Annotated in this window: 20 protein-coding genes; 7 read left to right on the forward strand and 13 right to left on the reverse strand. The window is 37.3% G+C overall.

All coding sequences use genetic code 11. From position 1 onward, the window contains the following. Positions 1 to 3: 3 nt before the first annotated feature. Positions 4 to 1,797 carry an excinuclease ABC subunit UvrC gene (gene uvrC / locus HCD_RS05785; protein WP_014659643.1) on the reverse strand — a complete coding sequence of 598 codons (1,794 nt, stop codon included), beginning with the start codon at positions 1,795 to 1,797 and terminating at the stop codon, positions 4 to 6. Beyond that, complete coding sequence (locus HCD_RS05790; RefSeq protein WP_014659644.1) at positions 1,798 to 2,265, reverse strand: hypothetical protein; 468 nt, start codon at positions 2,263 to 2,265, stop codon at positions 1,798 to 1,800. Here HCD_RS05790 and HCD_RS09565 point away from each other — a divergent pair. Further along, the gene (locus HCD_RS09565; RefSeq protein ID WP_041594831.1) at positions 2,257 to 2,436 is read left to right on the forward strand and encodes a hypothetical protein; all 180 of its coding nucleotides are present in this window, start codon (positions 2,257 to 2,259) and stop codon (positions 2,434 to 2,436) included. The two genes, HCD_RS05790 and HCD_RS09565, sit on opposite strands and share 9 nt — an antisense overlap. Here HCD_RS09565 and egtV read toward each other — a convergent pair. Both egtV and egtU read right to left on the reverse strand, forming a co-directional pair. Then, the gene (gene egtV / locus HCD_RS05800) at positions 2,433 to 3,065 is read right to left on the reverse strand and encodes an ergothioneine transport ATP-binding protein EgtV (RefSeq protein ID WP_014659645.1); all 633 of its coding nucleotides are present in this window, start codon (positions 3,063 to 3,065) and stop codon (positions 2,433 to 2,435) included. The genes HCD_RS09565 and egtV overlap by 4 nt on opposite strands. A gap of 3 nt (positions 3,066 to 3,068) precedes the next feature. Beyond that, on the reverse strand, positions 3,069 to 4,667 hold the full coding sequence (egtU, locus tag HCD_RS05805; protein ID WP_050854963.1) for an ergothioneine transport permease/ergothioneine binding protein EgtU: 1,599 nt from the start codon (positions 4,665 to 4,667) through the stop codon (positions 3,069 to 3,071). Between the two features lie 244 nt (positions 4,668 to 4,911). Between egtU and HCD_RS05810 the strand changes: the two genes are divergently transcribed. Genes HCD_RS05810 through HCD_RS05820 form a run of 4 tightly spaced genes read left to right on the forward strand, consistent with a single transcriptional unit; the run spans position 4,912 to position 11,622 of the window. Then, positions 4,912 to 7,080 (forward strand): outer membrane protein, encoded by a 2,169-nt coding sequence (locus HCD_RS05810; RefSeq protein ID WP_014659647.1) that lies wholly within the window; start codon positions 4,912 to 4,914, stop codon positions 7,078 to 7,080. An 11-nt stretch (positions 7,081 to 7,091) separates the two neighbouring features. Next, positions 7,092 to 7,232: a hypothetical protein gene (locus tag HCD_RS09350; RefSeq protein ID WP_158308559.1), complete on the forward strand. Its 141-nt coding sequence runs from the start codon at positions 7,092 to 7,094 to the stop codon at positions 7,230 to 7,232. A gap of 37 nt (positions 7,233 to 7,269) precedes the next feature. Next, on the forward strand, positions 7,270 to 11,373 hold the full coding sequence (locus tag HCD_RS05815) for an outer membrane protein (RefSeq protein WP_041594924.1): 4,104 nt from the start codon (positions 7,270 to 7,272) through the stop codon (positions 11,371 to 11,373). Positions 11,374 to 11,415: 42 nt separating this feature from the next. Continuing rightward, positions 11,416 to 11,622 (forward strand): hypothetical protein, encoded by a 207-nt coding sequence (locus HCD_RS05820; protein ID WP_014659649.1) that lies wholly within the window; start codon positions 11,416 to 11,418, stop codon positions 11,620 to 11,622. A gap of 379 nt (positions 11,623 to 12,001) precedes the next feature. Here HCD_RS05820 and HCD_RS05825 read toward each other — a convergent pair whose 3' ends face one another. From HCD_RS05825 to HCD_RS05845, 5 genes are read right to left on the reverse strand one after another with little or no spacing between them, the layout of a single operon-like run. Then, complete coding sequence (locus HCD_RS05825) at positions 12,002 to 12,448, reverse strand: hypothetical protein (protein WP_041594832.1); 447 nt, start codon at positions 12,446 to 12,448, stop codon at positions 12,002 to 12,004. Next, positions 12,445 to 13,212, reverse strand: coding sequence for a flagellar motor protein MotB (motB, locus tag HCD_RS05830; RefSeq protein WP_014659651.1), 768 nt, complete (start codon positions 13,210 to 13,212; stop codon positions 12,445 to 12,447). The genes HCD_RS05825 and motB overlap by 4 nt, the downstream gene beginning before the upstream one ends. A gap of 2 nt (positions 13,213 to 13,214) precedes the next feature. Beyond that, on the reverse strand, positions 13,215 to 13,988 hold the full coding sequence (gene motA / locus HCD_RS05835) for a flagellar motor stator protein MotA (protein WP_014659652.1): 774 nt from the start codon (positions 13,986 to 13,988) through the stop codon (positions 13,215 to 13,217). Positions 13,989 to 14,003: 15 nt separating this feature from the next. Then, positions 14,004 to 14,777, reverse strand: coding sequence for a HesA/MoeB/ThiF family protein (locus HCD_RS05840; RefSeq protein WP_014659653.1), 774 nt, complete (start codon positions 14,775 to 14,777; stop codon positions 14,004 to 14,006). 3 nt (positions 14,778 to 14,780) lie between these two features. Next, positions 14,781 to 15,398, reverse strand: coding sequence for an MBL fold metallo-hydrolase (locus HCD_RS05845; RefSeq protein WP_014659654.1), 618 nt, complete (start codon positions 15,396 to 15,398; stop codon positions 14,781 to 14,783). A gap of 152 nt (positions 15,399 to 15,550) precedes the next feature. On the opposite strand from HCD_RS05845, the gene HCD_RS05850 reads away from it, so the two are divergent. Next, a complete protein-coding gene (locus HCD_RS05850; protein ID WP_014659655.1) occupies positions 15,551 to 16,570 on the forward strand; it encodes an SAM-dependent methyltransferase in 1,020 nt (339 codons plus the stop codon). A gap of 78 nt (positions 16,571 to 16,648) precedes the next feature. Here the strand turns inward: HCD_RS05850 and HCD_RS05855 are convergent, their stop codons facing one another. From HCD_RS05855 to HCD_RS05870, 4 genes are all read right to left on the reverse strand, one after another. Continuing rightward, positions 16,649 to 18,055, reverse strand: coding sequence for an outer membrane family protein (locus HCD_RS05855; protein ID WP_411269456.1), 1,407 nt, complete (start codon positions 18,053 to 18,055; stop codon positions 16,649 to 16,651). A gap of 55 nt (positions 18,056 to 18,110) precedes the next feature. Continuing rightward, the gene (locus tag HCD_RS05860; RefSeq protein ID WP_014659657.1) at positions 18,111 to 19,697 is read right to left on the reverse strand and encodes an outer membrane family protein; all 1,587 of its coding nucleotides are present in this window, start codon (positions 19,695 to 19,697) and stop codon (positions 18,111 to 18,113) included. 110 nt (positions 19,698 to 19,807) lie between these two features. Then, complete coding sequence (locus tag HCD_RS05865) at positions 19,808 to 21,259, reverse strand: outer membrane family protein (protein WP_014659658.1); 1,452 nt, start codon at positions 21,257 to 21,259, stop codon at positions 19,808 to 19,810. A gap of 161 nt (positions 21,260 to 21,420) precedes the next feature. Next, on the reverse strand, positions 21,421 to 22,965 hold the full coding sequence (locus tag HCD_RS05870; RefSeq protein WP_014659659.1) for an outer membrane family protein: 1,545 nt from the start codon (positions 22,963 to 22,965) through the stop codon (positions 21,421 to 21,423). A gap of 536 nt (positions 22,966 to 23,501) precedes the next feature. On the opposite strand from HCD_RS05870, the gene HCD_RS05875 reads away from it, so the two are divergent. Further along, positions 23,502 to 24,896 (forward strand): outer membrane family protein, encoded by a 1,395-nt coding sequence (locus HCD_RS05875; protein WP_265101288.1) that lies wholly within the window; start codon positions 23,502 to 23,504, stop codon positions 24,894 to 24,896. Positions 24,897 to 24,898: the final 2 nt, after the last annotated feature.

The raw sequence follows: 24,898 nt of genomic DNA on the forward strand, positions 1-24,898 counted from the left end.
TTTTTAATTCCTTAGTATTCGTTTTCTTAAAACAGCGTTTTTTTCTTGCTCGCTCGCTTTTTCTATCGCTTCAAAACTTCCAAAATAATCTAATAATTTTTTCACACTTGCTTTTCCTATGCCCTTTTCTTCTAAAAGAGCGATTTGTTTAACGCTTTTAAGTTTGGTAGAACGATGAAAGCTTATCGCATACCTATGGCTTTCATCACGCAATTTTTGCACCCATTGCAAGCGTTTATCGCTCGGTAATAGAGTCAGAGTTCGTGAACTGGTATGAATAATATCTCTAGCCCCCCCTTTAGAGCGATACGCTTTAAAATCTCTCTTTTCCTTAGAAATGGCAACCACTTCTACAAAACTCCCGCTACTTTTTAGAACTTCTAAAGCGATTTTTAACTGGGCTTTACCCCCATCTACTACCCACAAATTAGGCGGTGGCTCCTTAGCAAATTTCAAGGCTCTTCTAGTGAGTAACTCCGTCATTTGAGCGTATTCATTCACCCCTTCTAAATGATAACACCTATAAGCCTTTTTTTGAAAAACACCATTTTCATACACGACCATTCCCCCTACGCATTGACTGCTTGCATGGTGGCTTGTGTCAAAGATTTCTACCCTATAAGGCATGCATTCTAAGTTTAAAAGCGAACGCACTTCTTCAAGGATTTGCTCTTCATTATGGGTCTTTTCTTGGTTAAAAATCTCTTTGGCATTTTTCATAGCGATTTCTACTAAAGCAAGTTTATCGCCCTTTTTAGGAATACTAAGGGTGATTTTTTTGGAGTATCTGGCGTTTAAAAAAACTTGCAACTCTATAAGCACTTCATTAGAGCAAGCACTCAATAGAATTTGTTCTGGTAGCAAAGGCAAATGAGCTTTATAGTGGTTGATTAGGGCTTGTTTGATAACTTCTTCTGTATCAAAACCATTAACAGAGTGGATTTTTTCAAACGCTGAAGAAATGATTTTACCCTTACGCATAAACATTTTCACTAACACCGCTTTATGATTTTCACTATAAAAAGCAAAAATATCCAAATCATAGAGCTTGGCTAAATCCATGCGTGTAAAAGGGGCGATTTTTTGGATTTTAGCCATCCTATCTCTATACACAAGGGCTTCTTCAAAACGCAAATTTTGAGAAAACCGCTCCATTTTTAACGCAAGCTCTCTAATGAGCAAATCTTTATTTTCAATCATCTCTAAGGCTCTTTGAGCGATTTTTAAATACTCTTCTTTGGTGATTTTATTTTCACATGGGGCTTTGCAGCGTTCTATTTGATAAAACATGCATGCCTTTTTAGCCTTGATGCAATTTTTCTTTTGGACTAAAGGAAGCAATTCATACAAACTATCTAAAATATCTTTTGCTCCACTAGTAAAAGGGCCAAAAACCTTTATATTAGGTTGTTTTAGCACTTTTCGTGTGATTAAAGGAATGGGAAAATCAGATGAAAAATCCATGTAAATATAAGGGTAAGTTTTATCATCTCTTAGTAGCACATTGTATTTAGGTTTGAGTTGTTTAATCAGCGAATTTTCTAAAATCAAAGCGTCTTGTTCATGCTCTACAAGAATAGTTTCTAAAAAAGCGATTTGAGCAACCATCATTTGAATGCGTAAGCTGGTGCGGATATTTGGCATAACTTCACCATTACGAATAGAAAAGTAGCTTCTCACGCGCTTTTTTAAATTCTTAGCCTTACCGATATAGAGCAACTGATGGTTTTTATCAAAATATTGATACACCCCACTACTACTAGAAAGATTTTTCAAACTCAGCAATAAACTAGCCATTCACTTCTCAAAAAAACTTCGTTGATAGCCTATTAAAGAACGCACTTTTTCAAAACATTCATACAGATGAGTGTCCTTAATAGGGTTATGAAACACCCCTAAGGCACTGGGGTAATAAAATTGAGCTTGCTTTTTAATAGGGGCGTAAAAATCCGCCTTTTCTAACAAATCTTTAGGCACATAAGCTTGAATTTCTAACAAACCTAATCCACTAAACCCATAAGCATGCCCTTGTGTGGCTAAAAAATGGCTTATTTCTTTAACAAATTGCTGGTTAAATTCTTTACAAGCCCAAAGTTCTTTAAAAGCAAAAAGCAATTTATTATTTTTTACCACAATAAAAACCAAATTTTCTTGTAAACTTAAAGGCAAGAAAACTTTAAGCCTTTTGAGTTTTGAAAGGGTTTCAAGCTTTTTCAAATTATAAGACTTTTTTTGAACTAATAGGGAGAAAATATTTTGTTTCATAAACTTATCTTAGCATGCTTTTTTTCACTTGTTATTATAACCTTTCAGGCTTGCGGTTACAAAGCCCCACCCTTTAATAAAAAACCAGCCCCACAAGCCCCAAGCAACATCAATTCTTCTATGCAAACCCCTACTAACAACACCACGCCAGGATTCCTTAAACAGCCCTAAAACCTTAATATCTCTGTAGAAAGCTTTTTAGCTTCGCTCTCATCATGCGTTACCATAATAAAGGTAGCTTGGGAGTGTGTGTGCATATCTTTAATTAAATGTTGTAAATTCTTACGATTAGAGCTATCCAAGGCACTAAAAGGCTCATCTAATAAAATAAGTTCTGGCTTATGAATAATACCTCTAACAATACCCACCCTTTGGGCTTGACCTCCGCTTAATTCATTAGGAAACTTGTCTAAAATACTCTCATCTAAGCCCATTTTTAACGCTAAAGTTATAGCTTCTTTTTGAGCGACTTGTTTGTCTATGCCCTGTAAATTCAAGCAAAAAGTCATGTTTTGCAACACATTTAAATGGGGAAACAAGGAATTACCTTGAGCGATATAACCGATTTTTTGTCTTAAATTAGTGTTCTTTAAATCAAGAGTCTCATTAAAAACCTTAACACTTCCTAAACTTGGTTTCAATAGCCCCAAAATCAAAGCTAAAAGCGTGCTTTTACCGCTCCCACTCTCTCCTAAAACACATAAAAAATCCCTTTCTTTAATGCTTAGATTAAAATCTTTAAAGATAACACGATTTTGATAGCTAAAAGACAGATTTTCTATTTTAACCACTTCTTTCATCTGTTATAACCCTATACTTTCTAAAAAACTCTCAGCCACAGCCTTAGGGCTTTTTTTCAACACTTCTACTTGGTAATTTAAATCTTGCATTCTCTCATCGCTAATTTTTGCATTTAATTGTTCTAAAATCTCTAAAACTTTAGGATATTTTTTTATAACTTCTTTTCTTATAACAACGCCAGCTTTATAGTTAGGAAAAAATGCTTTGTCATCTGTAAGCACTTTTAAATGCAATTCTTTAATTTGAGCGTCCGTAGTAAACACATCTAGGGCGTTGATTTTTTGAGACATAAAGCTTTTATAACGCAAATTAATATCCATTTCATGCAAGCTCTTAAACTTAAAGTTGTAGGCTTTTATTAAGCCCTTAAACGCATCATCTCTTTCAAAAAAGTCAAATTCCGCCCCAAAGTCAAAATGCTCGCTATAAAGGGCTAAATCGCTGAAAGTTTGAATAGAGTATTTTTGAGCATTTTCTTTAGAAATGGCTAAGGAATAGGTATTATTAAAGCCCAAAAGCCCCACCCATAAAAGATTAAATTCGTTCTCATAACGCCTTTTAATCGTCTCAAAATCCACTTTTTCTTTCAAAGGATTTTTGAGCGTATTCACCCATGCGGTGCCGGTATATTCCACATACATATCAAAATCACCCTTAAGCAATGCCGGATGAATATTAATAGTCCCCCCACCAATGCCAAAGGCTCGCTTAATAGGAATATGGGTGTGTCTTTCTAATAATTGAGCTAAAATTTCACCCAAAATATATTGCTCACTACTGAGTTTGGTCGCTACGACTAAAGGCTTTTGCTCTGTCGTGTTCTTAGGCATTAGCCATAGCAGACTTGCTATAAGCAAGAATACAAATAACGCTAAATTAGTATAGACCTTTATCTTTTGTTTTTGAGTAGCGTTTTGTGATAAAAGGCGTTGCAAGGCGTTTTTATGCTGAAACACGCTTATAAACTTATCTGCTAAAACACTAAAAATTGCAATAATTAAACTACCCATAACTAAAAGCATGGTATTTTGAGTGTTTAGCCCTCTAAAAATGGCTTGTCCTAAGCCCCCTGCCCCAATTAAAGCTCCAATTCCAGCCATAGCCACTAGCATAACTACAGCAATTCTTAAGCCCACTAAAATTTGTGGGATAGCAAGCAAGAATCGCACCCTAAAAAACAACTCTTTTTGATTGCACCCTAGCCCAATAGAAGCCTTAATCACTTCTTCTCTCACATCTTTTAGGGCGTTATAGGTGCTATGAACAATCGGTAATAAGCCATATAAGACCAATACCACAAGAGCGTTTTTTAACCCCACACCAATTAAAGGAATGAATAATGCAAATAACGCAAGCGAAGGAATGGTATAGAGAAAATTCACTATAGGAAGTAAGAATATTCTAGCCTTTGAGCTATAGAACACAAAAACCCCAATCAAAACCCCAAAAACTAGCACCATTAAACTAGAAAGTGAGACAATCACAAAATGCTGTGCGATTAAATCTATAAAGTAAAACAACCGCTCATAAAATTCTTGTATAAAATGTTTTAAAGCACTCATGCGTAATATTATAACTAAACTTCTTATAATCAAAACCATACTAAGCCATATGAAAGTGATTTTTAAGCCTTTTAAACCACTCCAATTGAAACATATAAGCTTTCTAATCAAAATATTTTGAATTTTTAAGCTAAAAATAATGTAAATAGTCTACAATATAAAGAATTTTAAGAAGGAATTTATATTTTAAGGGTTTATTAAACTTTTACGATGATTAAATAAATTTAAATTACTCCGCCCCTTTTTTAATTCCAAAATTAAATAAACAAGGATTTTAACCACAATGAAAAATTTCATTTTTAAAAAACTCATAGGGTGTAGCTTAGCATTAAGCTCTCTAATGGCTGAAGATGATGGGTTTTTTATAGGGGCAAGCTATCAAACTTCACTCGCCATTCAAAGAGTGGATAACCCAGGGTTAAATGTAAGCCATGAAGCTTCTAATTATATCCGCCAAAATGCAGTAGCGATGAAATCTGCGGCTGTGCCTTTAGCCTACTACTTAGACGCTATGGGGCAACAAACCAGAGTTTTAATGCAAATGCTATGCCCTGACCCTTCTAAACGCTGTTTGCTCTATGCTGGGGGTTATGTCAAACAAGAACAAGAACAAGGTAAAAAAACTGAAGGCGCACAAAATCAGGGTAAGAAAGGCGAAGGCGCACAAAACAACAGCACAGGCAACAATCCCCCAAGGGGCAATGTCAATGCCACTTATGACATGCAATCTCTAGTCAATAACCTTGACAAACTCACTTCTTTAATCGGAGAAACCCTAACACTCAACCCAAAAGACCATGCTAATGCTAAGACGCTTAAAGTCAAACTCGGTAACCAAAACATTACCATTGCTCTACCTGAAGGCATTGCGAGTGTTATGGACGCTTTAAACAATGATATTACCACCGCTTTAACCACGCTTTGGTATAACCAAAGCTTAACCAATAAATCTTTTAACGCTGTAGAAGCACCCAAATTTAGCCCCCAAGTTTTACAACATCTCTTAAAAGACGGATTAGCCAATAGTAATGGTAGTGGTTCTGGTGGTAGTGGTGGTTCACAAACTTGCAACAATCAAAGTCCCTGTGCCACAGAACAAGCTAACTCTATTGCTTCTAACGCCCAGAACATCTTCCAAGCTTTAATGCAATCTATTATCCTAGGCGGAATCCCTAATGAAAAGCAATTTGGTTTCACTTATAACACACCCCCTAATGGCGCTAGTGGTTACCAAAGCTTTAGCGGACCAGGTTATTACACCAAAAACTCTGCAGATAATGACGGACAACAAAATCAAACCCCTATCGGCATAAAAGATTTACCCGCCGGAGCTGTTGTAGGAACAGGTACAGGTCAATACACCTACCACCCTAGCTCAGCAGTCTATTATGTAGCGAGTAATATCATCAAAGATGGTATCACCGCTTCCATGCTCTTATCAGGCATGCAAAGCTTTGCGAATAAAGCCGCTCAAATGACAGGCACTTCTAGCTATGAGCAAATGAAAGAGACCATTGATTTTGGAGAGAATTTGATGCATGCCACTAATGGCTATGGGCAGTTCATCACCAATTGGGTAGCCCCCTATTTGAATTTAAAAAACAAGGATTTTAATTTACCCAGTTATGGGGGACAATTCGTTAAGCCCACTCAGTCTGGTTCTAGTTCTACTCAAACAACTCCAACCCCACAGCAAATCCAACAAGAGCAACAAAAAGTCATGCAAGCATTACAACAAGCTGTAGCTGACCCCACTAATCAAAAAGTCCAAGAGATTTTAAAAAGCCCCTATTCCCCTACAGCAAGAGCTTTAATGAGTTATGGTCTGTATCGTTCTCAAGGCGTGATTAGTGGTGTGGTAGATGAAATGAAGGCTAAAGTCAATAAGGCTTATCAAGTGGGCTTTGCAAGAAACTTCTTAGTCCATAACTCCAATTCCAACAACATGAATGGCTTTGGAGTGAAAATGGGCTACAAACAATTCTTTGGTAAGAAGCGTATGTTTGGGCTTAGATACTATGGCTTTTATGATTTTGGGTATGTCCAATTTGGGGCTAATACCACACAAGTTAAAGCCAACCTTTCTAGCTATGGGGGTGGGATAGATTTACTCTATAATGTCTTCACTAGAAAAAGGGGGACTGAAGCGATGGATATAGGCTTTTTCTTAGGCACTCAATACGCAGCTCAAACTTGGAAAACTAATTTTATCAACCAAGTGGATGGTTACCATACAAAGCCTATGAACACTTCGTTTCAATTCCTTATTGATATGGGTATAAGAACCAATTTTTCTAAAATCGCTAAACAAAGAAAGTCTCGTTTTTCTCAAGGGGTGGAATTTGGGCTTAAAGTGCCTATTCTTTATCACACCTATTACAAATCAGAAGGCGTTAGCGCTAAGTATAAAAGAGCCTTTAGTTTCTATGTGGGCTACAATATAGGTTTTTAAAAAAGAAAATGATGAAATACACCCTATTAGAAACAGAATATGAAACAATAGATGTTAGAACCAACAAGCACACAAGGTTCAATATAGAACATAAAGTAATGAAACAAAGAAACCTAAAAACAGAATGTGAAATGAATAATGATGAAAAATAAAACCATAAAACAAAGAAACCCCCATAAGGTCAAGGTCATGAAAAAAATCAAACCATTCCAATCCCTCTTCTTAGCTGGCTCTTTATTGACTTATGAAAATTTGCTCGCTGAAGACAATGGCTGGTATATGTCTGTAGGCTATCAAATTGGTGGCACTAAGCAACTTATCAACAACAAGCAGCTTTTAGACAATGAAAAAACCATTGCAAGCATCACTCAAAGCGCGATTAACATCGCAGGCCCTACCACAGGCTTAATCACGCTCAGTTCTCAAACCGTAGCAGACGCTCTAGGCTATGGAGTGAGTAATGCAGTGGGCAACCAGTTAGAAGGTGTTTCTAATATCCTAGATAAAATTGGCAGAACCAGAAAAGACTTCTATTCTAGCAGACAAATCTCTAGTATTTCCCAACAACTCGTAGGCCTAAAAGGCAGCTCTAACCCTTTAAGAGCCCACTCTGCACAAATTACAGCTAAACTCTTAGCTAACACTCAAAGCGCGTTTGAAGAAGGCATTGTTTTAAGCTCTAATATCACTAACACCGTTAATAGCCTTAACCCTAGCGATAACACCAAAGAAGTCAAAGCCCAATTACAAAACACCGCACAATCTATGGCTAAACTCCTAGAACAAATTGAAGGCAATATTTCTAAGACCACCACCACCACTTATGTTCAAGCTTTACTCACTAATTTAACCGCTGCAGTCAACAAGAGCAATAATGAAGCTAACACCACAGCCTTACAAGCAGCTTTAAACACTTTTGGGGTAGGCGTTTATAAAACAGGCACTACGGCTACGCACACGGTATTAAACCCCCCTTCAGCTCCTGTTGGGCTTTTTAACCCCATGCCAAACTCTATCTTAGGGCTTACCCAAACTTCTTCTAACAACACAGCTTACTACAACGACACCCTTTTAATGAACACCTTAACAGGTAGTTTGAGTGAAAACCAGCAAAGTGGTAGTAATGGTTGCAGCCAAACTAATCAGGGTAACAACCAACAAAACTGCCAACCACAAGGTCAAATAGGATATTTAGAACAATTCATCAAAGATTTAAACCCCCTAGCAACCTATGGTAGTAACACCACTAAAGAAGGCAAGCAAGCAACACCAAACAACCAAAATCTAACCGCTAACCAACAACAAATCCAAACTATCGCTCAAAGGCTTCAGAGCATCGCTTTAAACACTTTAGACAATAACGCTATCAATATTACCACTTACAATCTCAACAACCTACACAACGCTTTGAATTTCCAAGCGTATAAAAAAACGATAGCAAACTACAATAAAGTTTTAAAGAGTATTACTTGGAATGGTAGTTCAGGGTTCAATGAACCCAAAGACTTACTCAAAAACACTTCCAATAACAACCAAATTGGCACCGTTACCAACGCTCAAGGGCAGAATATCAGTGCATATGATTGCACTACTATTGCTAATAACCAAACCGGAAATGACGCTCAAGGCCAGTTCTCATGCAAAGTGCCTAATAATGGCACTATAGGAGAAGGGCAACAACTCCAAAATAACACCACTAACCCCAGCACAAACGCCTTAATCGCCGCTTCAAAAATCACTAAAAGCCATCAAATCGGCGTGAACTCCTTCAACCTGGTGTCTCAAGTGTGGGATGTTTATAGCTCTTTAAAAACATCTGAAGAAAACTTGACAAAAAATGCCAAGATATTATGCGCACCAAAAGAAGGGGGAACCCAAGATTGTAACGGAAACACCAGTCAAAGTTCTTCAGGGGGTTTGAGTATCAGTGGGAATGGGCAATTGCAGACGATTTTAAGCACTTCTAGTATTACTAATGGCAGTAGTAATCCACCCGAAGAACAAAAACTACAGCTACAAGCAAGAGTGGGAGTCAATAGCGAAAATGCTAAAACACAGCTTTTACAAGCTTTAGGGGGTAATAGTGGGGTTGCTAATGGGAGTTCTGTAGGCAGTAATGGAGTGAGTGGGGCTAGTGGGGTTCAAGTGAATAATCTCGCAAGCAAAGGCACTACTACAACCACTACAACCCCCCAAGCTAACACGGTAGTAGGAGCGTTAGATAATGTTCTAGCGAATGTGAATCAATTTCAAAAAAGTATTTCTGAAGCTTTTAAAAACCAAGAAAGCAATATTCAAAAATGGGCGAATGCGATTTATTTTATCAATGGCACTAATGGTAAAGGTAGTGAAAGTCAGCAACAGCAACAAGGGGGGCAACAAAATTCACAATGTAATGGCAGTGGTAGTGGAACTAATCAAGATTTATGCATTCAGTTAAGAGCGAATTTTTACCAATTGATTAACACCATTAACCAGCAAGTGCCTACTTCAGTTCAGGCTATGGTTGACCAAAGTCCGCAACAAACACAGCAAGTAGGCCAGCAATTGAGTGTAACAACCACTAATGGCTCATGTGCGAATGGAACTAGTAGCGGACAGAATAACAATTGGTGCCACCAGCAATGGTCAGACCCTAAGAATTATTATAGTGGGTTACAACAGGCTTTGGGGTATTCTTTAACGAAAGAGAAAGAAGAAAGCAAAGGAAATAGCACAAGTGGGAATAACAACCAAATAACCTACAATGTTCAAAAAATAACGCTTACTAGCAATGGGTTATTACAACAGATTATCGCACAACTTAAAAGTTTTAATGGTAGTAATGGCGAACAAGAAAGTGGCAAACAAAACAATAGCGGTAACATCGGCACAGCCTACCAAATGTTGATAGATGCGAGCGAAGGGAAATTGGGGAATTATACCCCTAGTAGTAATCAAGACGAGAAAGGTGGGAGTGGTGGTAGTAACAATGGCTATACCCCATGCACTAGAACTCAAGGAGCGAGCATGGTTCAAAGTGAGGGTGGTAGCCATAGTAGTTGCTACACCCCTAATAAAAACACCACTCAACAAAAAAAAGCTGTAGAACTAAAACAAGAGAACCAAAACAACAACCTACAAAAAATCTACGATGACGCTAAAAAAATAGCCGACATTATCGCTAGTTCTGGGAATAACAAAGGCGTTGAAAACGGCTTAAAACAATTCTTTGAAGCGTTAAAGGGTGGCAACGGACAACTGAGTAATTTGTGTAGTAATGGTAGCAGTTCTGGTGGTGGCGGTGGCGGTGGTTCACAAAATGGTTGCACCGGTGGTCTTATCAATCTCTTAGGGGCTATCCCTACAAGTGGGGTGAGTGATACCAATAATTTAGTGGTTTTACTCACAGAATTTATTAAAACCGCTGGGTTTATACAAAATCAAGCTAGTAATCAAACAGACCTTAAAACAGCTTTTAACACTATCACTCAAGCTATTTCTAAAGGGTTTCAAGCCTTACAAAACGATATTAGCCCTAATGTGATTTTAACCTTACTCCAAGAAATCACTTCTAACACAACCACTATCCAGTCTTTCTCTCAAACCTTACGCCAGCTTCTAGGGGATAACAAGTTTTTTAGTGTCCAGCAAAAATTACTAGAAGCCATGGTAAATGCAAGAAATCAGGTTCAAAACGCTTACGCACAAGCTAGTAGTTATGGGGCTAACCCCATTTTAAGCCAGTATGTAGCGGGTAAAAGCACTCAACATGGTATGAGTAATGGTGTGGGAGCGAGTGTGGGCTATAAATACTTCTTTGGGAAGGCTAGAAATCTGGGTCTTAGGCATTATCTCTTTGTGGATTATGGCTATAGTGAAATGGGTGTGGCAAATCAAAGCGTGAAAGCCAATATCTTTGCTTATGGTTTAGGCACAGATTTTTTATGGAACTTATTTAGAAGGACTTATCATACTAAGGCGTTGAATTTTGGGTTGTTTACTGGGATTCAACTAGGTGGCACAACATGGCTTAGTTCTCTTAGACAACAGATCATTGATAACTGGGGGGATGCTAACAACATTCATCTAGCGAATTTTCAAGTGGCGTTGAATTTTGGGGTGCGGACAAATTTTGCAGAGTTTAAGCGTTTTTCTAAGAATTTTCATAATCAAGGGATTTTAAGTCAAAAGAGCGTAGAATTTGGGATTAAAGTGCCTTTTATTGACCAAGTGTATTTAAAGAGTGCTGGGGCTGATGTGAACTATAGAAGGCTTTATACTTTTTATATCAATTATATTACGGCGTTTTAATCCTTTTAAACAGGATTTACATTTTAGTGTTATGATGTTTTCATGGGATTAAGACTATTTGATTATAATAAAACAGAAAGCGAGAACAAAGAAATGGAAGCTTTAAAAGACAGACCTGAATTAGCTAGGGAACTTATGCAAAATAGACGAGATATTAACAGAGACAAATGGAATAGGATAATGATAGGTTTTATCGTTGCAGTTGTGGGAGCTGTGGCTGTAGCGTATGCTTACATTCTAACGCACTAAGGAACTCACCCTTTTTAAAAGAGTTAAAAGAGTGTTTTACTTGTAATTTGGCTCTCTTGGGAGCTATAACCCCTAGTTTTTCTTGTGCTAATTTTTTTTAAAAAAGCGTTGTTGCTTGTCGTTTTAATAAGATTTTTTTCTGTGCTAATTTTTTTTAAAAAGCGTTGTTGCTTGTCGTTTTAATAAGATTTTTTCTGTGCTAATTTTTTTTAAAAAAGTAGGGTTTTTGGGCTTAGCCCCCCATAAGCCTTTTTATACTCAGTTAAACACACAAGCCCCTATATAAATTTTATTTTTGTGTTTTTTAGATTGCTTGAAAATATTTGCAAAGATGAGCCGTTTTGTTAAAACTTGTAGCCCTTCAACCCTAAGCTATAACTTAGAATTGAAAAGTGCGTTTGCCTAAATTAGTGGTAACTTCTATCCATAAAGGCTGGTTTTCGCATAGGATTTCATAGGCTACGCTTTGATTTCTGACTAAAGAAACATTTTTGGGCGTAGGGTAAAGCGAGCAAGAACGGCCTTGATTAATATCAATTTTTAAGATAATCACACTCTCTATTACAGCACTCACCTTTAAATAATATGATTCTCTAGCCCCTTGCCATTCTAAGTAGGGCGTGCTTTGGGGGACTATCTCTAGGGTAACCAAAGGATTTTGAGCCATTTTTAAACGGGTTTTTCGCTCTTGTTCATCTAATGCCTGTTGTTTTGTAATGCCCCTATCAATCAAATCAAACAGATTTGAAGAAGCGTCCTTGTCTCTTGCCATAAGGCTTGCTAGACACAGCAAAAGGGATAAAAGAAGTTTTATTGTGTGGTTCATTTGGAAGGACTGAATTGCTGGTCTAAAATAGAATGGATTTTACTCAAATCATTCGCATCAGTAGAAAAAAAGATTTCAACACGATTATTCTTCATTCTGTTTTCTACAGAATCATTAGGGGCGATAGGATTTGTAGAGCCATAAGAAGAAAAGGATAGTTGTTTGGGGCTTACTCCATATTGTATAAGAACTTTCATCACTCTATAGGCACGATTTGCAGCTAATTCGTAATGGTTCTTAAAGCGAGAGTGTGCTTGTAAGGGGGTATCATCAGTGAAACCTTTCACATTGATATGCACTCTTTTAGGAAGCTTTTGAATGATTTTAGCGATGCGTTCAATATAGAGCATCATATCTTGATTAATGGCATCTGAATTTGCATCTTTAAAAAGCAAATTAGAAGGGAGCTTCAAAACAGAGCCTTGGTCAATTTGCTCTAAAACACTTCCTTCGCCCTTGCGAGTGATAGTGATTTTAGTTTCAGTATTCTGTGAAGAAGGTCTGGATCTTTCATTTACGGTTTGGTCTTGTTCTTGTCCAGAATCAGGTGGGATCAATAAAACCGGTTGCATAGTCTCTGGCTTTGGAGCGTAATTAAAAATCTTAATAAATTCCGTTTTGAGAGCTTCTATTTTAGATTTATTGACCGCTGAAATCGCATAAAGAGCGATAAAAAGTGCGAGCAATAAAGACAAAAAGTCCGCATAAGGAACCGCCCATTTTTCGCCGGCGGGGCATTCGGTGGGTTTGTTTTTCTTAGCCATTTTTAGCCTTCAAATTGAGACTTTTTAGGCTCGCCAGGAGCGATGTAATTTAAAAGCTTGTTTTCTAAATCTCTTGGATTTTCTCCATTAGCAATGCCTAAAATTCCTTCTAAAAGAACGGTTTTTTCTTTGATAATATCCTTAGACTTAGCTTTAAGTTTATGCCCAAAAGGACCAAAAATCGCATAAGAACACATAATTCCGGTAACGGTTGCGGTAAACGCCCCTGCGATTCCTGCCGCCATTTCTGCTGGATTGTCTAGTTTTTGAAGAGCGAGCATTAGCCCCATAACCGCACCTACCAAGCCCATAGTAGGGGCTGTCTCACCGGCGGTCTCCCAGTAATGGGCGGCTCCGTGGTAATACTCTTCCATTTCTTCAATGCTAATTTCTAAGCTTTCTTTAACGGATTTCAAATCTTTACCATCTATTATCATAGACAAACCATTACGAGTAAAATCATCTTCAATTTGAGCGACCCGCCCCTCTAGGCTCAACACCCCATCTTTTCTAGCTAGAGTGGCTAATTCTATTAAGTTTTTAATGGTTTCATTCAAATTGATTTTAGGGTTTAAAAAAACAATCTTAATCTCTTTGTAAGCGGCTTTTACATAGCGTGCATGCGTGCCTGTCATAGCTGCAAATAACGAAGTAGGAATAATGATAATACAAGAGCTTAAGTGAATGATATGCAACGGATTGCCATCTTCTAAAATATCGCCTAACGAAATGGAAGCAACCGCTAGCACTAAGCCTAATATAGTTGATAAATCCAAATTTTACCCCTTTATCTAAATTTCATAATCTTGTAAATGCGTGATTTTATGTGTGCCGCAAACCCTACATTCAGGGTTTTTCATCACTTGAACTTTTTTAAAATCCATCGTTTTAATATCCGCTGTAAGCAAGGTGTTTGTGAGTAAAGTCTTTATGCCTAAGAAATATTTAATGGCTTCACTGGCTTGAATACACCCTAAAACTCCAGGTAAGACCCCAAAAAGCCCCGCCTTAAAGATAGGGTTTAATTCCTTTTTAGGGGGTCTATCAAATACACATGCTAAGCATGCACTACTAGGTAAAACGCTCATGCTCTGCCCCCTGTATTTTAAAACACCCGCATGCGAGTAGGGCTTATGAGCTAATACACAAGCATCATTAATCAAAAATTTAGCGTTAAAATTGTCTGTAGCGTCTATGATAAAATCATAAGGCTCTATGAGAGAAAGAGCATTACTCGCATTAAAACGCTCTTCAAAAGTTTCTGTTTTCACATCAGCGTTGAGTGTGTTTAAGCGAGCTTTTGCACTAGAGACTTTGGATTGATTCAAAAAATCTTGCGAATGAATGATTTGGCGTTGCAAATTACTTAAATCCACTTTGTCAAAATCCACAATACCTATTCGCCCTATACCAGTGGCACACAAATACATTAAAACCACTGAACCAAGCCCCCCAGCTCCAATGACTAGAACGCTAGATTCTAAAAGCTTCAATTGACCTTCTTCGCCCACATCTTCTAACATGATATGGCGTAGGTAACGCTCTTTTTGTGGCTGGCTTAACATTTTCTAAGCTATCCTTGAAATCCAAACTTTAGAATGCTCTCTCTCAGCAAAAAAGCTTGTTTTATCTCCATGACCTGGATAAATATCTAAGTCTTTAGGAAAATCTAAACTTTGAAATCTTAGCAAGGACTCTTTCATGTCTTTTGCATTAGAATAAGGGAAATCATAACGCCCAATGCTACGATAAAAAATAAAATCTCCGCTAAAAATCACCCCTTCTATTTCTATGATAGAACAACCTGGTGTGTGTCCGGGAAAATGCCAATACTTAATAATAGTATTTTCTATCTCTAAAGTCGTGCAACCTTTATTGCAAGGCACGCTAAAAGTGGGGCTAAAAGCTGGCATGCCTAAATTAAAAATATCATTTTCTAGCATAAACACATCATCTTTGGGGGCATAAATCGGAGTGTTTTTAAGGATTTTTGACAAATTAGCACTATCCCAAACATGGTCATAATGCCCATGCGTGATTAAAATCGCTGTAGGGTTTGTGGTATTTTCTAACACCCACTCGCTACTAGAAAATCCGGGGTCTATGATAAAATCCTTACCATTACTCAGCTTAACAATATAAGCGTTCTCTTCCACCGCCCCACAAGCTCGTTTTAAAATTTTCAACTCTTAAACCACTCTCTTTCAATGTCAAACTAGCTTCAAAAATAAAGCCATAATTACTTAGTATGATAGCACAAAAATAAAGTAATTTTTGTAGAATGTACTAGGTAGTTTGGTTCTAGCCCAAACTTATTTTTGAGTCTTAAAGGAAAAAAGTGCGTTCATTTGGAAATTACATGCAAGAGTGGCTCTATGGCGAAAAAGGGTATTACAGAAAAGCAACAATTGGTCAAAAAGGGGACTTTTACACTTCAGTGTCCTTAAGCAAGTTTTTTGGTGGCACCATTGCATTTTATATCATCAAACTTTTAGAAGAAGAAAAATTAGGCTTACCTTTAAAAATTGTAGAAATCGGCTCTCATCATGGGCATTTCTTAAGTGATATAGCTGGTTTTTTAAAAACTTTGAGCGTAGGTGTTATAGAAAAATGCGAATTTATTAGCTGTGAGCCTTTAAAAGAATTGCAAAGCATTCAACAAGCAACTTTCAAACAAGCTACGCAATTAGATTTAACAAGCTATAGCTTAGAAGAGCTTGATTTTAAAGAGCATGAACATGTGTTTGTCATCTCTAATGAATTGTTTGATGCGTTTGCTTGCGAAATTATCAAGGATAATCAAATGCTTTTTATTACTCCTAAGCATCAGGGTGTTTGGAGTGATATTGATAAGCCTACAAAAGAACTTCTCAAAACCTTGAATTTGCAAGTTGGGTGTGTGCCATTATTTTTGAACGCTTTTATTAGGGATTTGTTAGAAAAGTTGAATAAGGCTCAATCTTGGGTGTTTTTAAGCTTTGATTATGGCGATGAATTACAGAGATTAGACATGCATTTAAGAGCCTTTAAAGAACATCAAGTGCTGGATTTTAAGGATATTTTAGACAATCTTTCTAGTTTGTATCAGCAAAGCGACTTGACCTATGATGTCAATTTTTCTTTGGTGCGTTTCTTGCTAGAAAAATATCAGGGGGAATTTTCATTCTTAAAACCACAGGCTAAAGCCTTGCTGGATATGGGGCTTATGGAATTGTTAGAAAAATTTTCTCAAAGCACAAGTTATGAAAGGTATTTAAAAGAAGTCGCAAAAATCAAGCCCTTGATTAGCCCTGGAGCTTTAGGGGAGCGTTTCAAGGCGTTAGAATTTATCAAACCAGCTCAAAAGCCATCTTTTTAGCATTAATGAAGCCTATTTTAAATGAGTTAATCCAAACTAATGAAAACAGACTTTTAAAAAAATAAAGATAAAAATCTCTCAATAAATCCTAAAACCATAGGTGAATGTAAACATTATGTGGCTTCTATCAGAATAAACATTGTGTTTTAAGGGTTGTGTTCCAGGTCCGTTTGGGTCAGCAGGAACATACATGCCACAATAACCAATACAATAACCTTGCTTGGTAATATTGCCATAGTATTCAAGCTTTAAATCTAATTTGATATTGTATCGGCTAGAAAAATAGCTCAAAAAGAGTGCAAGAGTTCTCTCATCAGCCCTCGGACTATTAGTCCAACGCCCTAAAATCTTCCAATTGAAACGCCTATAATGAGAGCCGACATATAAGAACCCATTAATGGCGTTAGCACCAACAATGTTATTGATTTCAGCATCATAGATACTATTTGTCCAAATGTTATAGCCCAAAGGGTCTCCATAAATACCTATATCACCATTAGCATTACCCACATTTTTATAGATACTACCCCCAAATTGCCATTTATTGTAATAAAAGCGTGTGCGTAAGAAATAAGTTTGCCCGCTCTTTCCTAAGGGCTGTTGCTGAAAAAGGATAATATCATACGCATTAGCTGGAGTCGCAAAATAAGGAAAAAGCCCTACAAAAGTGCCTACAAAGCGAAAACCCTTATCATTGAAATTAGGATTAGTATCATAAGTGATATTGATTCCGGGTGCATACATTCTTTGAAAAATAGCATAGAAATAAGGGTTGATTTTTAAGCCATTCTTTTCGTATTTCAAATCAGTAATCATTAGAGCCTTGCCACTTGTATAGTAACGCCCAAAATACCAAAACCAGTCGCTTGATGCTGAAGCCCTAGCGTCAGAATACATCACTCTTAATTTAGTATCTTTATACTTAATATAGCCTTCAACCCCTTGACTAAAAGAAGTGAACCAATCATAATCTTCAGCTTCATAACGCCCCCCTTTGATTCCAACGCTAAACTTGTCTTTTTTGTAGTTATAGCTCAAAAAAGCGTTATGCACCATCGCATAACGGGGTCTTTGCACATGCAAACCGCTATGCCCTGCATACCAGCCAATATATTGCCAAAACATACCTGTGCTAAAGGGGTCAGTCCTAGAACCGGGCTGCCCATTAGGAATATTATTACCCTGATAGGCGGTAGAGTCATAAGGAAGCGTTGCCATCATTGCCCCCACTTCAGCTCTTAAGCCCTTGTATAAACCCATGCTGAGATTCAACTCACCCAGTAAAGAAGTGTAGCTACCGGTTGGATAAATATCTTTAGAAGGCTGGTATTTTTGATTATTAAACCCATACTTCGTATAGCTACTCATTTTGCCGGTAATATTCATGTTGAAAGCTTGAATCTGAGAGACAAAGAGATTCAAAAGGAGCAAAAAGGATAAGGGATAAGAAAAAGACTTTACATTTTTCAAAACCCTACTCCCAATAAGATATTAAATTAAGTATATCAAAATCATATCTAAGAGATGAAAAATAACCCTCTTAGAAACTATAACTAATATGAGTCATCAAATGGCTTCTGTCTTGAGTGATAGTTTTTGCAATACCGCCTATGTTTTGGGGGCCTTGAGCGAATGCGGAAGACTCAAACAAGCCGTTATTCAAGTTAAGCGGTTGACCATTTGGTCCAAGAAAACCTGTTCCAGGGTTGTAACCTGCACGAATTTGGAAATCTAACCATACAAGCTTAAGACCGGCTTTAATATGTTTGCTGAATTGATAATCTAAATACATACCAATACCATATTCCATAGCTCTTGGAGCGGTTGTGAAACGCTGATAAACGCTCCAGCTGAATTTACCATGCTTACCACCACCCTTAAGATACTCTGTGAAAGCATCAGCTGCGGTAATATTATCAATACTCGCAAAACCTAAACTATAGATGCTACCAACCCATTGTTCGATACCATCAATAGCGATAGGGTTACCCCAAGTTCCTAAGTTCATGTTAGGGTTACCAATATTGATATAAACACCCCCAACGACGAAGTAATTATTAATGTCCACATGGTGGCGTAGTAAGAGAGTCGCACCGCCAGGACCTTGTAAGCCACGCCATTTACCATTATCTAAGAAAGGATCCCAAGTGTTATAACGAGCAGGTGCGTAGCGGCCAAACTCAGCGTTATTCCAGCGGTAGTCATACATCGCATAAAAAGTGGTCTTATTCCTAACACCCCTACCACTGAAATTAGGGTCGGTATCATACTCTACTTTAATACCAGGTAGTGTGCCTACCTTTGGAATCACATAGATATAGGGGTGGATCATTAAATGCGAAGTAGGACGATAAATCAAACCGGCCTTATGAATCCCCCAAGGCTTCTCACGATAATCTGCAAACAGCCATTGACCATCAGCAATTCCACGACCCCAAGAGCTGAGCAACTGGAATTTTAAATTCCTAGTGAGCTTGAAAGTTCCATAAAAACCTTGTAGCATTTGATACATCCAATCAATTTGCTCTTGTTCGGTTACATCAAAGCGTCCCATTACCATATGGATTCTATCGCTATGATAGGTTACATTCCCCTTGTAAATCATGTAACGCCTAGAATGTCCTGGCAAATAGGCATTAGCTGGATAGTAGTTAGGCCACAAACCATTCCACTCACCAATATACATGTAGCCAATACCTCTAGGGTCAATGATACCCCCAGGCCCTTGCTGCTCCCACATCTTAGTGGCATTCATGCAAAGCTCTGAAGAATTAGTGCCACACGAAGTCTTATCCCAATAACTTGGGGGTGTGAAATCTTTTGCCCACCTATCATACTTGGTGCTATCATAAGCTTGTCCGCCTAAAGCACCACCCAAATTCACACTCCAGCCCTTACCCAAATGCAAAGAACCTTCTAACTTACCCGTGAGATTGACAAAAGTCTCTGTAGGATAGATACCCTTAACGGGGTTAATCGGTGAATGGTTAAAGCCCACTTTGGAGAAATTGATAAAATCTCCATGCACTTCATAAGTGAGTGCCCCTAACGATGTCGTAGAAAACAGAAGCGGCAGGGTAAAACGCTTCAGCAATGTAGCGGTAACTTTTCGTTTTTTTAGTTTCATTCCTCTTCCTTACTTTAAGAATAGAAAACATTCTATAAGAAAAAATTCTAGCATAAAAGAATGTATAATTAGCTTAAAATTAAGCCGATTTTCCTTAAAAAATCATTAAATTAAAATTTAAAATGCAAGTTTGTCATTAAAAAACTTCTGTCTTGAACACTGGCTTTAAAAACAGGGTTATATACAGAGCTAAAGGATTGTCCCACTTCATAACCATTATGCAAATGAGCCCGATAATATTCTAGAGTTAAAGATGCACTAACCCAATGGCTAAAATTATAACTTAAATCTAAGTTTATGGCTTGTTCATTCGCTCTAGGACTCGTAGTGATACGCCCTAAAACTTCCCATGAAAGTTTTCTCACATGCCCGCCTACTTTGGCATGAAGGGTAAAAGCGTTGGCATTCATGTTAGCCGCACTCAGCCAGTCATAAACGGTGTTAGTCCAAAAGTTAAACCCTATTAACTCAGGGTCAGTATAAGGGGTATAAGCGTTTGCATTTCCCCAAGTCTTATAAATGCCATAGCCCACATAAAATTTGTTGATAGTAAAGCGTTGCTTGAATAAAAACATTTGTGCGTTAGTGCCTGCATAGGAGCTATAAAAGATATTATGCGATAGGGCTGGATTATAGTAAGGAAAAAAGCCCATAGCAGTAGTGTAAATAGAAAGGTGTCTGTGGTTTTTTAAAGGAATATTATAAACATAGGTAGCTTGAATGCCCGGAGCGATGTAGGTATTAGGCGAAAAGTAGAAAAAAGGGTTGATAGAAAGTCCCTTTTTATGCCATGTGATACTCCCTGAATGGATGCCTAAATTGACCTTTTTACCTTGCTTGTTTGTGGTTACAATGGGGGCGAAATAATCATAAATCCATTCATCATAAGTCCAAGCCATACCATAGGAGCTAAACCACCAAAAGGTGAAATCTTTAACATTGAGTGTGGCTTCAAAACCCTGAGTATAGCCATCCATAAAATACGCATTCCCGACATAACGCCCCGCTTTAATTCTAAAAATGTTTTTATAGCCATACTCCAAATAAGCTTCATTCACTACGAATTGATGCGTGTTAGCACTCATCCACTGATTGCCCACATTATTCCAAGTAGCACAAGGAATAGTCCCGCTTGCCACACACCCCCCATTACCCACATTATTAATCCCATTAGCATTATTAGTCCCCCACCCTGAAGCCCCATAATACCCATGCCATGCTCCATAATACATCCACATCATAGAGCCAAAGGGTTGGTTATTAGCTTGATTGATAATATTTTTTGTGCCATCATAAGCAACCCCACCACCCATAAAACCTAATTTAGCCGTAAAAGAATGGTCTGAAATATGTTTGGGCAGTAAATCCGCTTTTGCATTCAAAAAACCTGTTACAGCACTAAAAGTTTCTGTGGGGTAGTAGCCGGTTTTTGTATTAAGGGGCTTGTTATTAAAGCCGATTTTGGAGAAATTTCCAAACGAACCGCTCACTTTATAACTAAAAGCATTTAAAGAATAAACAAGACAAACTGAAAGGAAAAAGGCTTTTTTGAAACTTAACATAAAACTCTCCCTAAACTTAATCTTAAAGACAAAATTTTTATGCAAGTTATGGCCAAACTTGTTATGTGATTATTATAATACCAATAATCTTAAGAAAAATTAAAAATCCCCTATCGGCTATATTTTTTATTTAAATTAATTGTAAATAGTATTTTAGAAAATTAAAATTTCATTGTAATGTTAGTCATCATGTAACTTCTATCTTGATAATTAGCGCTAAAATCACCATCAGGGTTATTGAACTTAGGTGCACCAAAATAACCTACCTGATAGCCTTCATGAATTTTTGCACCATAATAAGCAATTCTAAAATTCAGAAATACGACTTCGCTAAACGCATAGCTCGCATTGAATTGCAAAGAATATTCATTAGCCCTCCCCATATGCCCTGATGCGTTTCTATTCGCCTTAGAAACACGCCCAAAAATATGCCATGCAAAACGCTTATGAATCCCCCCAACAGAAGTGTAAAAGGTAAAAGTATTTGCATTTGTAATTGCATCAGCTAACCCATCATAAGCGGTATTATCCCAAAAATCATAACCAATCATGCTTGCATGCGTTGTTGTAGCACTAATATTGTTTCCTATGTAGGAAGTATTATTACCTAAGGGCATGGTATGAGAGCCTAAAAAGGCATCGGAGTTACCAAAAGTGTTGTAAAACCCAATAGACCAATTGAAATTATCCCACCAAAAAATTTGACGGATATTTAAGGTTACACCCTTTCTACCCAGTAATGAGCCATGTGGCGTGCTATCTTCTATACTATAGCTGTGAGTTTCTGGATTATACCACCCTTTGTAATATAAAGGAAAAGTGGTCATTATCATGCTTTGAGAGCGAAAACCCACATTTTTAAAATCTCTATTAGTGTCATAAACGAGCTTAAAACCTGGGGCGTTATAAGTCTTAGGCGAAAAGTAGTAAAAGAACTGAGCGTCTAAGCCCTTGTAAGAATAAGTTGTAGTGATTCCATGCCAGCCATAATTTATCCAATCATTGCTATTATTTGGATTTCCCCCCTTTTTTAAATAAGGCGTTGTGGCATAAAACTCATAGAGCCAAGAATTAAACGCCAAACCCCTTCCATAAGAACTCCACCACCAAAATTTCAATTTTTGCGTCTCGCTTTTAAAGGGCTGATAATACACTTCCCACCCCTGATTAGAACCGCTCATAAAATCAATATTAGCCTCATAACGCCCTAGTTTAAAACCAACAATATCTTTATAATCGTATTGTAAAAAGGCGGTATCCAACACATAAGGTCTTGCATGATAGGCGGCCGCATTAGCTGTGCCTGTGTAAGCGGGCCCTAGATATTTATTAAAAAAATACCCATGATAACCTCCAATAAAATTCTCTACAATAGAGCCATAAGGCTTTCCATTCGCTTGGTCAATATCGTATTTTGTCTTGTCCCAAGGAACTGCCGCTAGAGTGCCTCCTAGAGAAAAAGAGAGTTTGTGATTAGCGGTGTGTTTAGGAAGCAAATCCAACTTAATTTGCGCCATACCCACAATATCTGCAAAACTCTCAGTCGGATAAATCCCTTTTTTAGAATTGATTTTAGAATTGTTAAAACCAATCTTAGAAAAACTTTCTAAAGTGCCATTGAATTGATAATCAAAAGCCCCCAAACTACAAAACAGAAAAGGCAAAAGCGATACAGAATAAGCAAGAAAACACTTTCCTTGTTTCATGACATTCTCCCTATATTTAATATAGTATAACCTTTTCTCTAGTTATAAAATACAATCAAAAAATAATATAAAATTAAGACATCAATTAAAACTTATGGCTACTATTTTAATTTTTTCTGTTTAGATGTTTCATTATTTTACAAAAAATACCCCTTTATTATAAATTTGTTTAAAATTACTAAGTATTAAAATAATATATTTGTTACCTTTAACAAGGTATGTTTAACTTGACTGCAAAATGAAAATCAATACAACTTCCATTAGGACACATTTAAAAGGCAAGGAAAAAACCCCCATTGAATTATCGTTGTTGCCCATATTCTACTCAAAAATACTCAAAACATTTATTTTTGTTCGTTTTATAAATAATTTTCTGTTAATTATTTGTTAATTATCAATAGAATTAAGCAACCAAAAAGTTATAACTAAATACCAAAATTGCCTTATATTGAGATATTTAAGACAAAGTAAGGATTTAACCTTATGATATTTAGGAGATAGCGTTGAAACATTTGTTAAAGTCTGTTAGTTGTTGTTTGAGTTTAAGCTTGAGTCTTTTAACACCTAAAATGCTGCAAGCTTTTGATTATCAATTCAGTGGTTTTGTAACCCAAGCTTCCAATATTGGTTTTAATCAACATAAAATCAATAGAGCAAAAGGAATATATCCTACACCACAATACGCCACTATTTCTGGCTATCTTGGGACAAATTTTCATCTCATCAAAAATGATAAACATATCCTAAAGGGGGCTGTTGGGGGTATGATAGGCTCTATCTTTTATGATGGCACCAAGAAGTTTGAAGACGGCTCTGTAGCCTATGACCTTTTTGGGTTTTATGAAGGGTTTCTTGGCGAAAAGGATAATGTTTTAGAAACCGATACCCTTGAAATTGAAAATTTCAAAAAAAATCAAAATGTGCATAACTATGTTTTAAGCGACGCCTTTTTGGAATACCGCTATAAGAATCTCTTTGGTTTTAAGGCTGGTCGTTACCAATCAAGTGCACTTTTTAAAAGTGCTTGGACTCAAGGCTTTGAAGCTTTTATCCAGCATAAGGATTTTCGTTTGTGGTGGTTTAGCTCTTTTGGCAGGGCTTTTGCCTATGGCGCGTTTTTAATGGATTGGTATGCTGCTAGAAAGACTTATTCCAAAGGTTATGTTAAAAATTCTCAAGGGGGATACACTCCTAAAGGGCATAAAACAACCTTAGGCGTGCATGCTTTACAAGCCACTTATAAATGGCGTTCTTTGTTTATAGAAGGGTTTTTTTATTTTTCCCCACAAACTTTCAACGCTCCGGGCTTCAAACTAGAATACAACACTAGTCCTAATTTTAGTGCTGTAGGGTTTCGCTCCAAAACAACCCTTATAGCCCTTTTTCCTATTTACTATCCTTGGATGCTTGTGGAAGAAAATGGAACACCTGTTTATGAAAATGACACTAAAGCCACTCAAAACGGACAGACTCTTTCTATCCAGCAACGCTTTGATTACAACCAATTTTATACTTCGCTCACGCTTTACAAGGTCTTTCAAAACGCAAATACTTGGATAGGAAAAATGGGAAACCCCACAGAAGTGCTATTAGGGGGGAATAGCATTTATGCGGGCTATTGGGGAACAGGCATCAAGGCTAACGCCATTACCATTGCCCTTGCTGTTGGGGGAATCCATCTTAATAAAAAATTTTCATGGAATTTTATCGCCCAATATTCAAGTGCACCCGTTTCCTATGAAGCACGAGCCGTATTGTCATTATTCTACACTATCACGCCTTATCTCAAGGCTTCTGTAGAGCTTATTTATTATGGCATACACACTAACAAAGGCTATAAAGCTGGTGCAAACGAAGCCATTGCTAGCGATTTTCCCGCCCTTTATTCTGATAGAAGCGGAGTAAAAACAAACTTAGTCATGGAGTTTTAAGC

Source organism: Helicobacter cetorum MIT 99-5656 (assembly GCF_000259275.1).
Classification (GTDB): domain Bacteria; phylum Campylobacterota; class Campylobacteria; order Campylobacterales; family Helicobacteraceae; genus Helicobacter; species Helicobacter cetorum.

Coding starts and splice junctions, on each gene's coding strand:
- uvrC (WP_014659643.1), bottom strand. CDS start 1,797: ATGGCTAGTTTATTGCTGAGTTTGAAAAATCTTTCTAGTAGTAGTGGG.
- HCD_RS05790 (WP_014659644.1), bottom strand. CDS start 2,265: ATGAAACAAAATATTTTCTCCCTATTAGTTCAAAAAAAGTCTTATAAT.
- egtV (WP_014659645.1), bottom strand. CDS start 3,065: ATGAAAGAAGTGGTTAAAATAGAAAATCTGTCTTTTAGCTATCAAAAT.
- egtU (WP_050854963.1), bottom strand. CDS start 4,667: ATGGTTTTGATTATAAGAAGTTTAGTTATAATATTACGCATGAGTGCT.
- HCD_RS05810 (WP_014659647.1), top strand. CDS start 4,912: ATGAAAAATTTCATTTTTAAAAAACTCATAGGGTGTAGCTTAGCATTA.
- HCD_RS09350 (WP_158308559.1), top strand. CDS start 7,092: ATGAAATACACCCTATTAGAAACAGAATATGAAACAATAGATGTTAGA.
- HCD_RS05815 (WP_041594924.1), top strand. CDS start 7,270: ATGAAAAAAATCAAACCATTCCAATCCCTCTTCTTAGCTGGCTCTTTA.
- HCD_RS05820 (WP_014659649.1), top strand. CDS start 11,416: ATGGGATTAAGACTATTTGATTATAATAAAACAGAAAGCGAGAACAAA.
- HCD_RS05825 (WP_041594832.1), bottom strand. CDS start 12,448: ATGAACCACACAATAAAACTTCTTTTATCCCTTTTGCTGTGTCTAGCA.
- motB (WP_014659651.1), bottom strand. CDS start 13,212: ATGGCTAAGAAAAACAAACCCACCGAATGCCCCGCCGGCGAAAAATGG.
- HCD_RS05840 (WP_014659653.1), bottom strand. CDS start 14,777: ATGTTAAGCCAGCCACAAAAAGAGCGTTACCTACGCCATATCATGTTA.
- HCD_RS05860 (WP_014659657.1), bottom strand. CDS start 19,697: ATGAAACTAAAAAAACGAAAAGTTACCGCTACATTGCTGAAGCGTTTT.
- HCD_RS05865 (WP_014659658.1), bottom strand. CDS start 21,259: ATGTTAAGTTTCAAAAAAGCCTTTTTCCTTTCAGTTTGTCTTGTTTAT.
- HCD_RS05870 (WP_014659659.1), bottom strand. CDS start 22,965: ATGAAACAAGGAAAGTGTTTTCTTGCTTATTCTGTATCGCTTTTGCCT.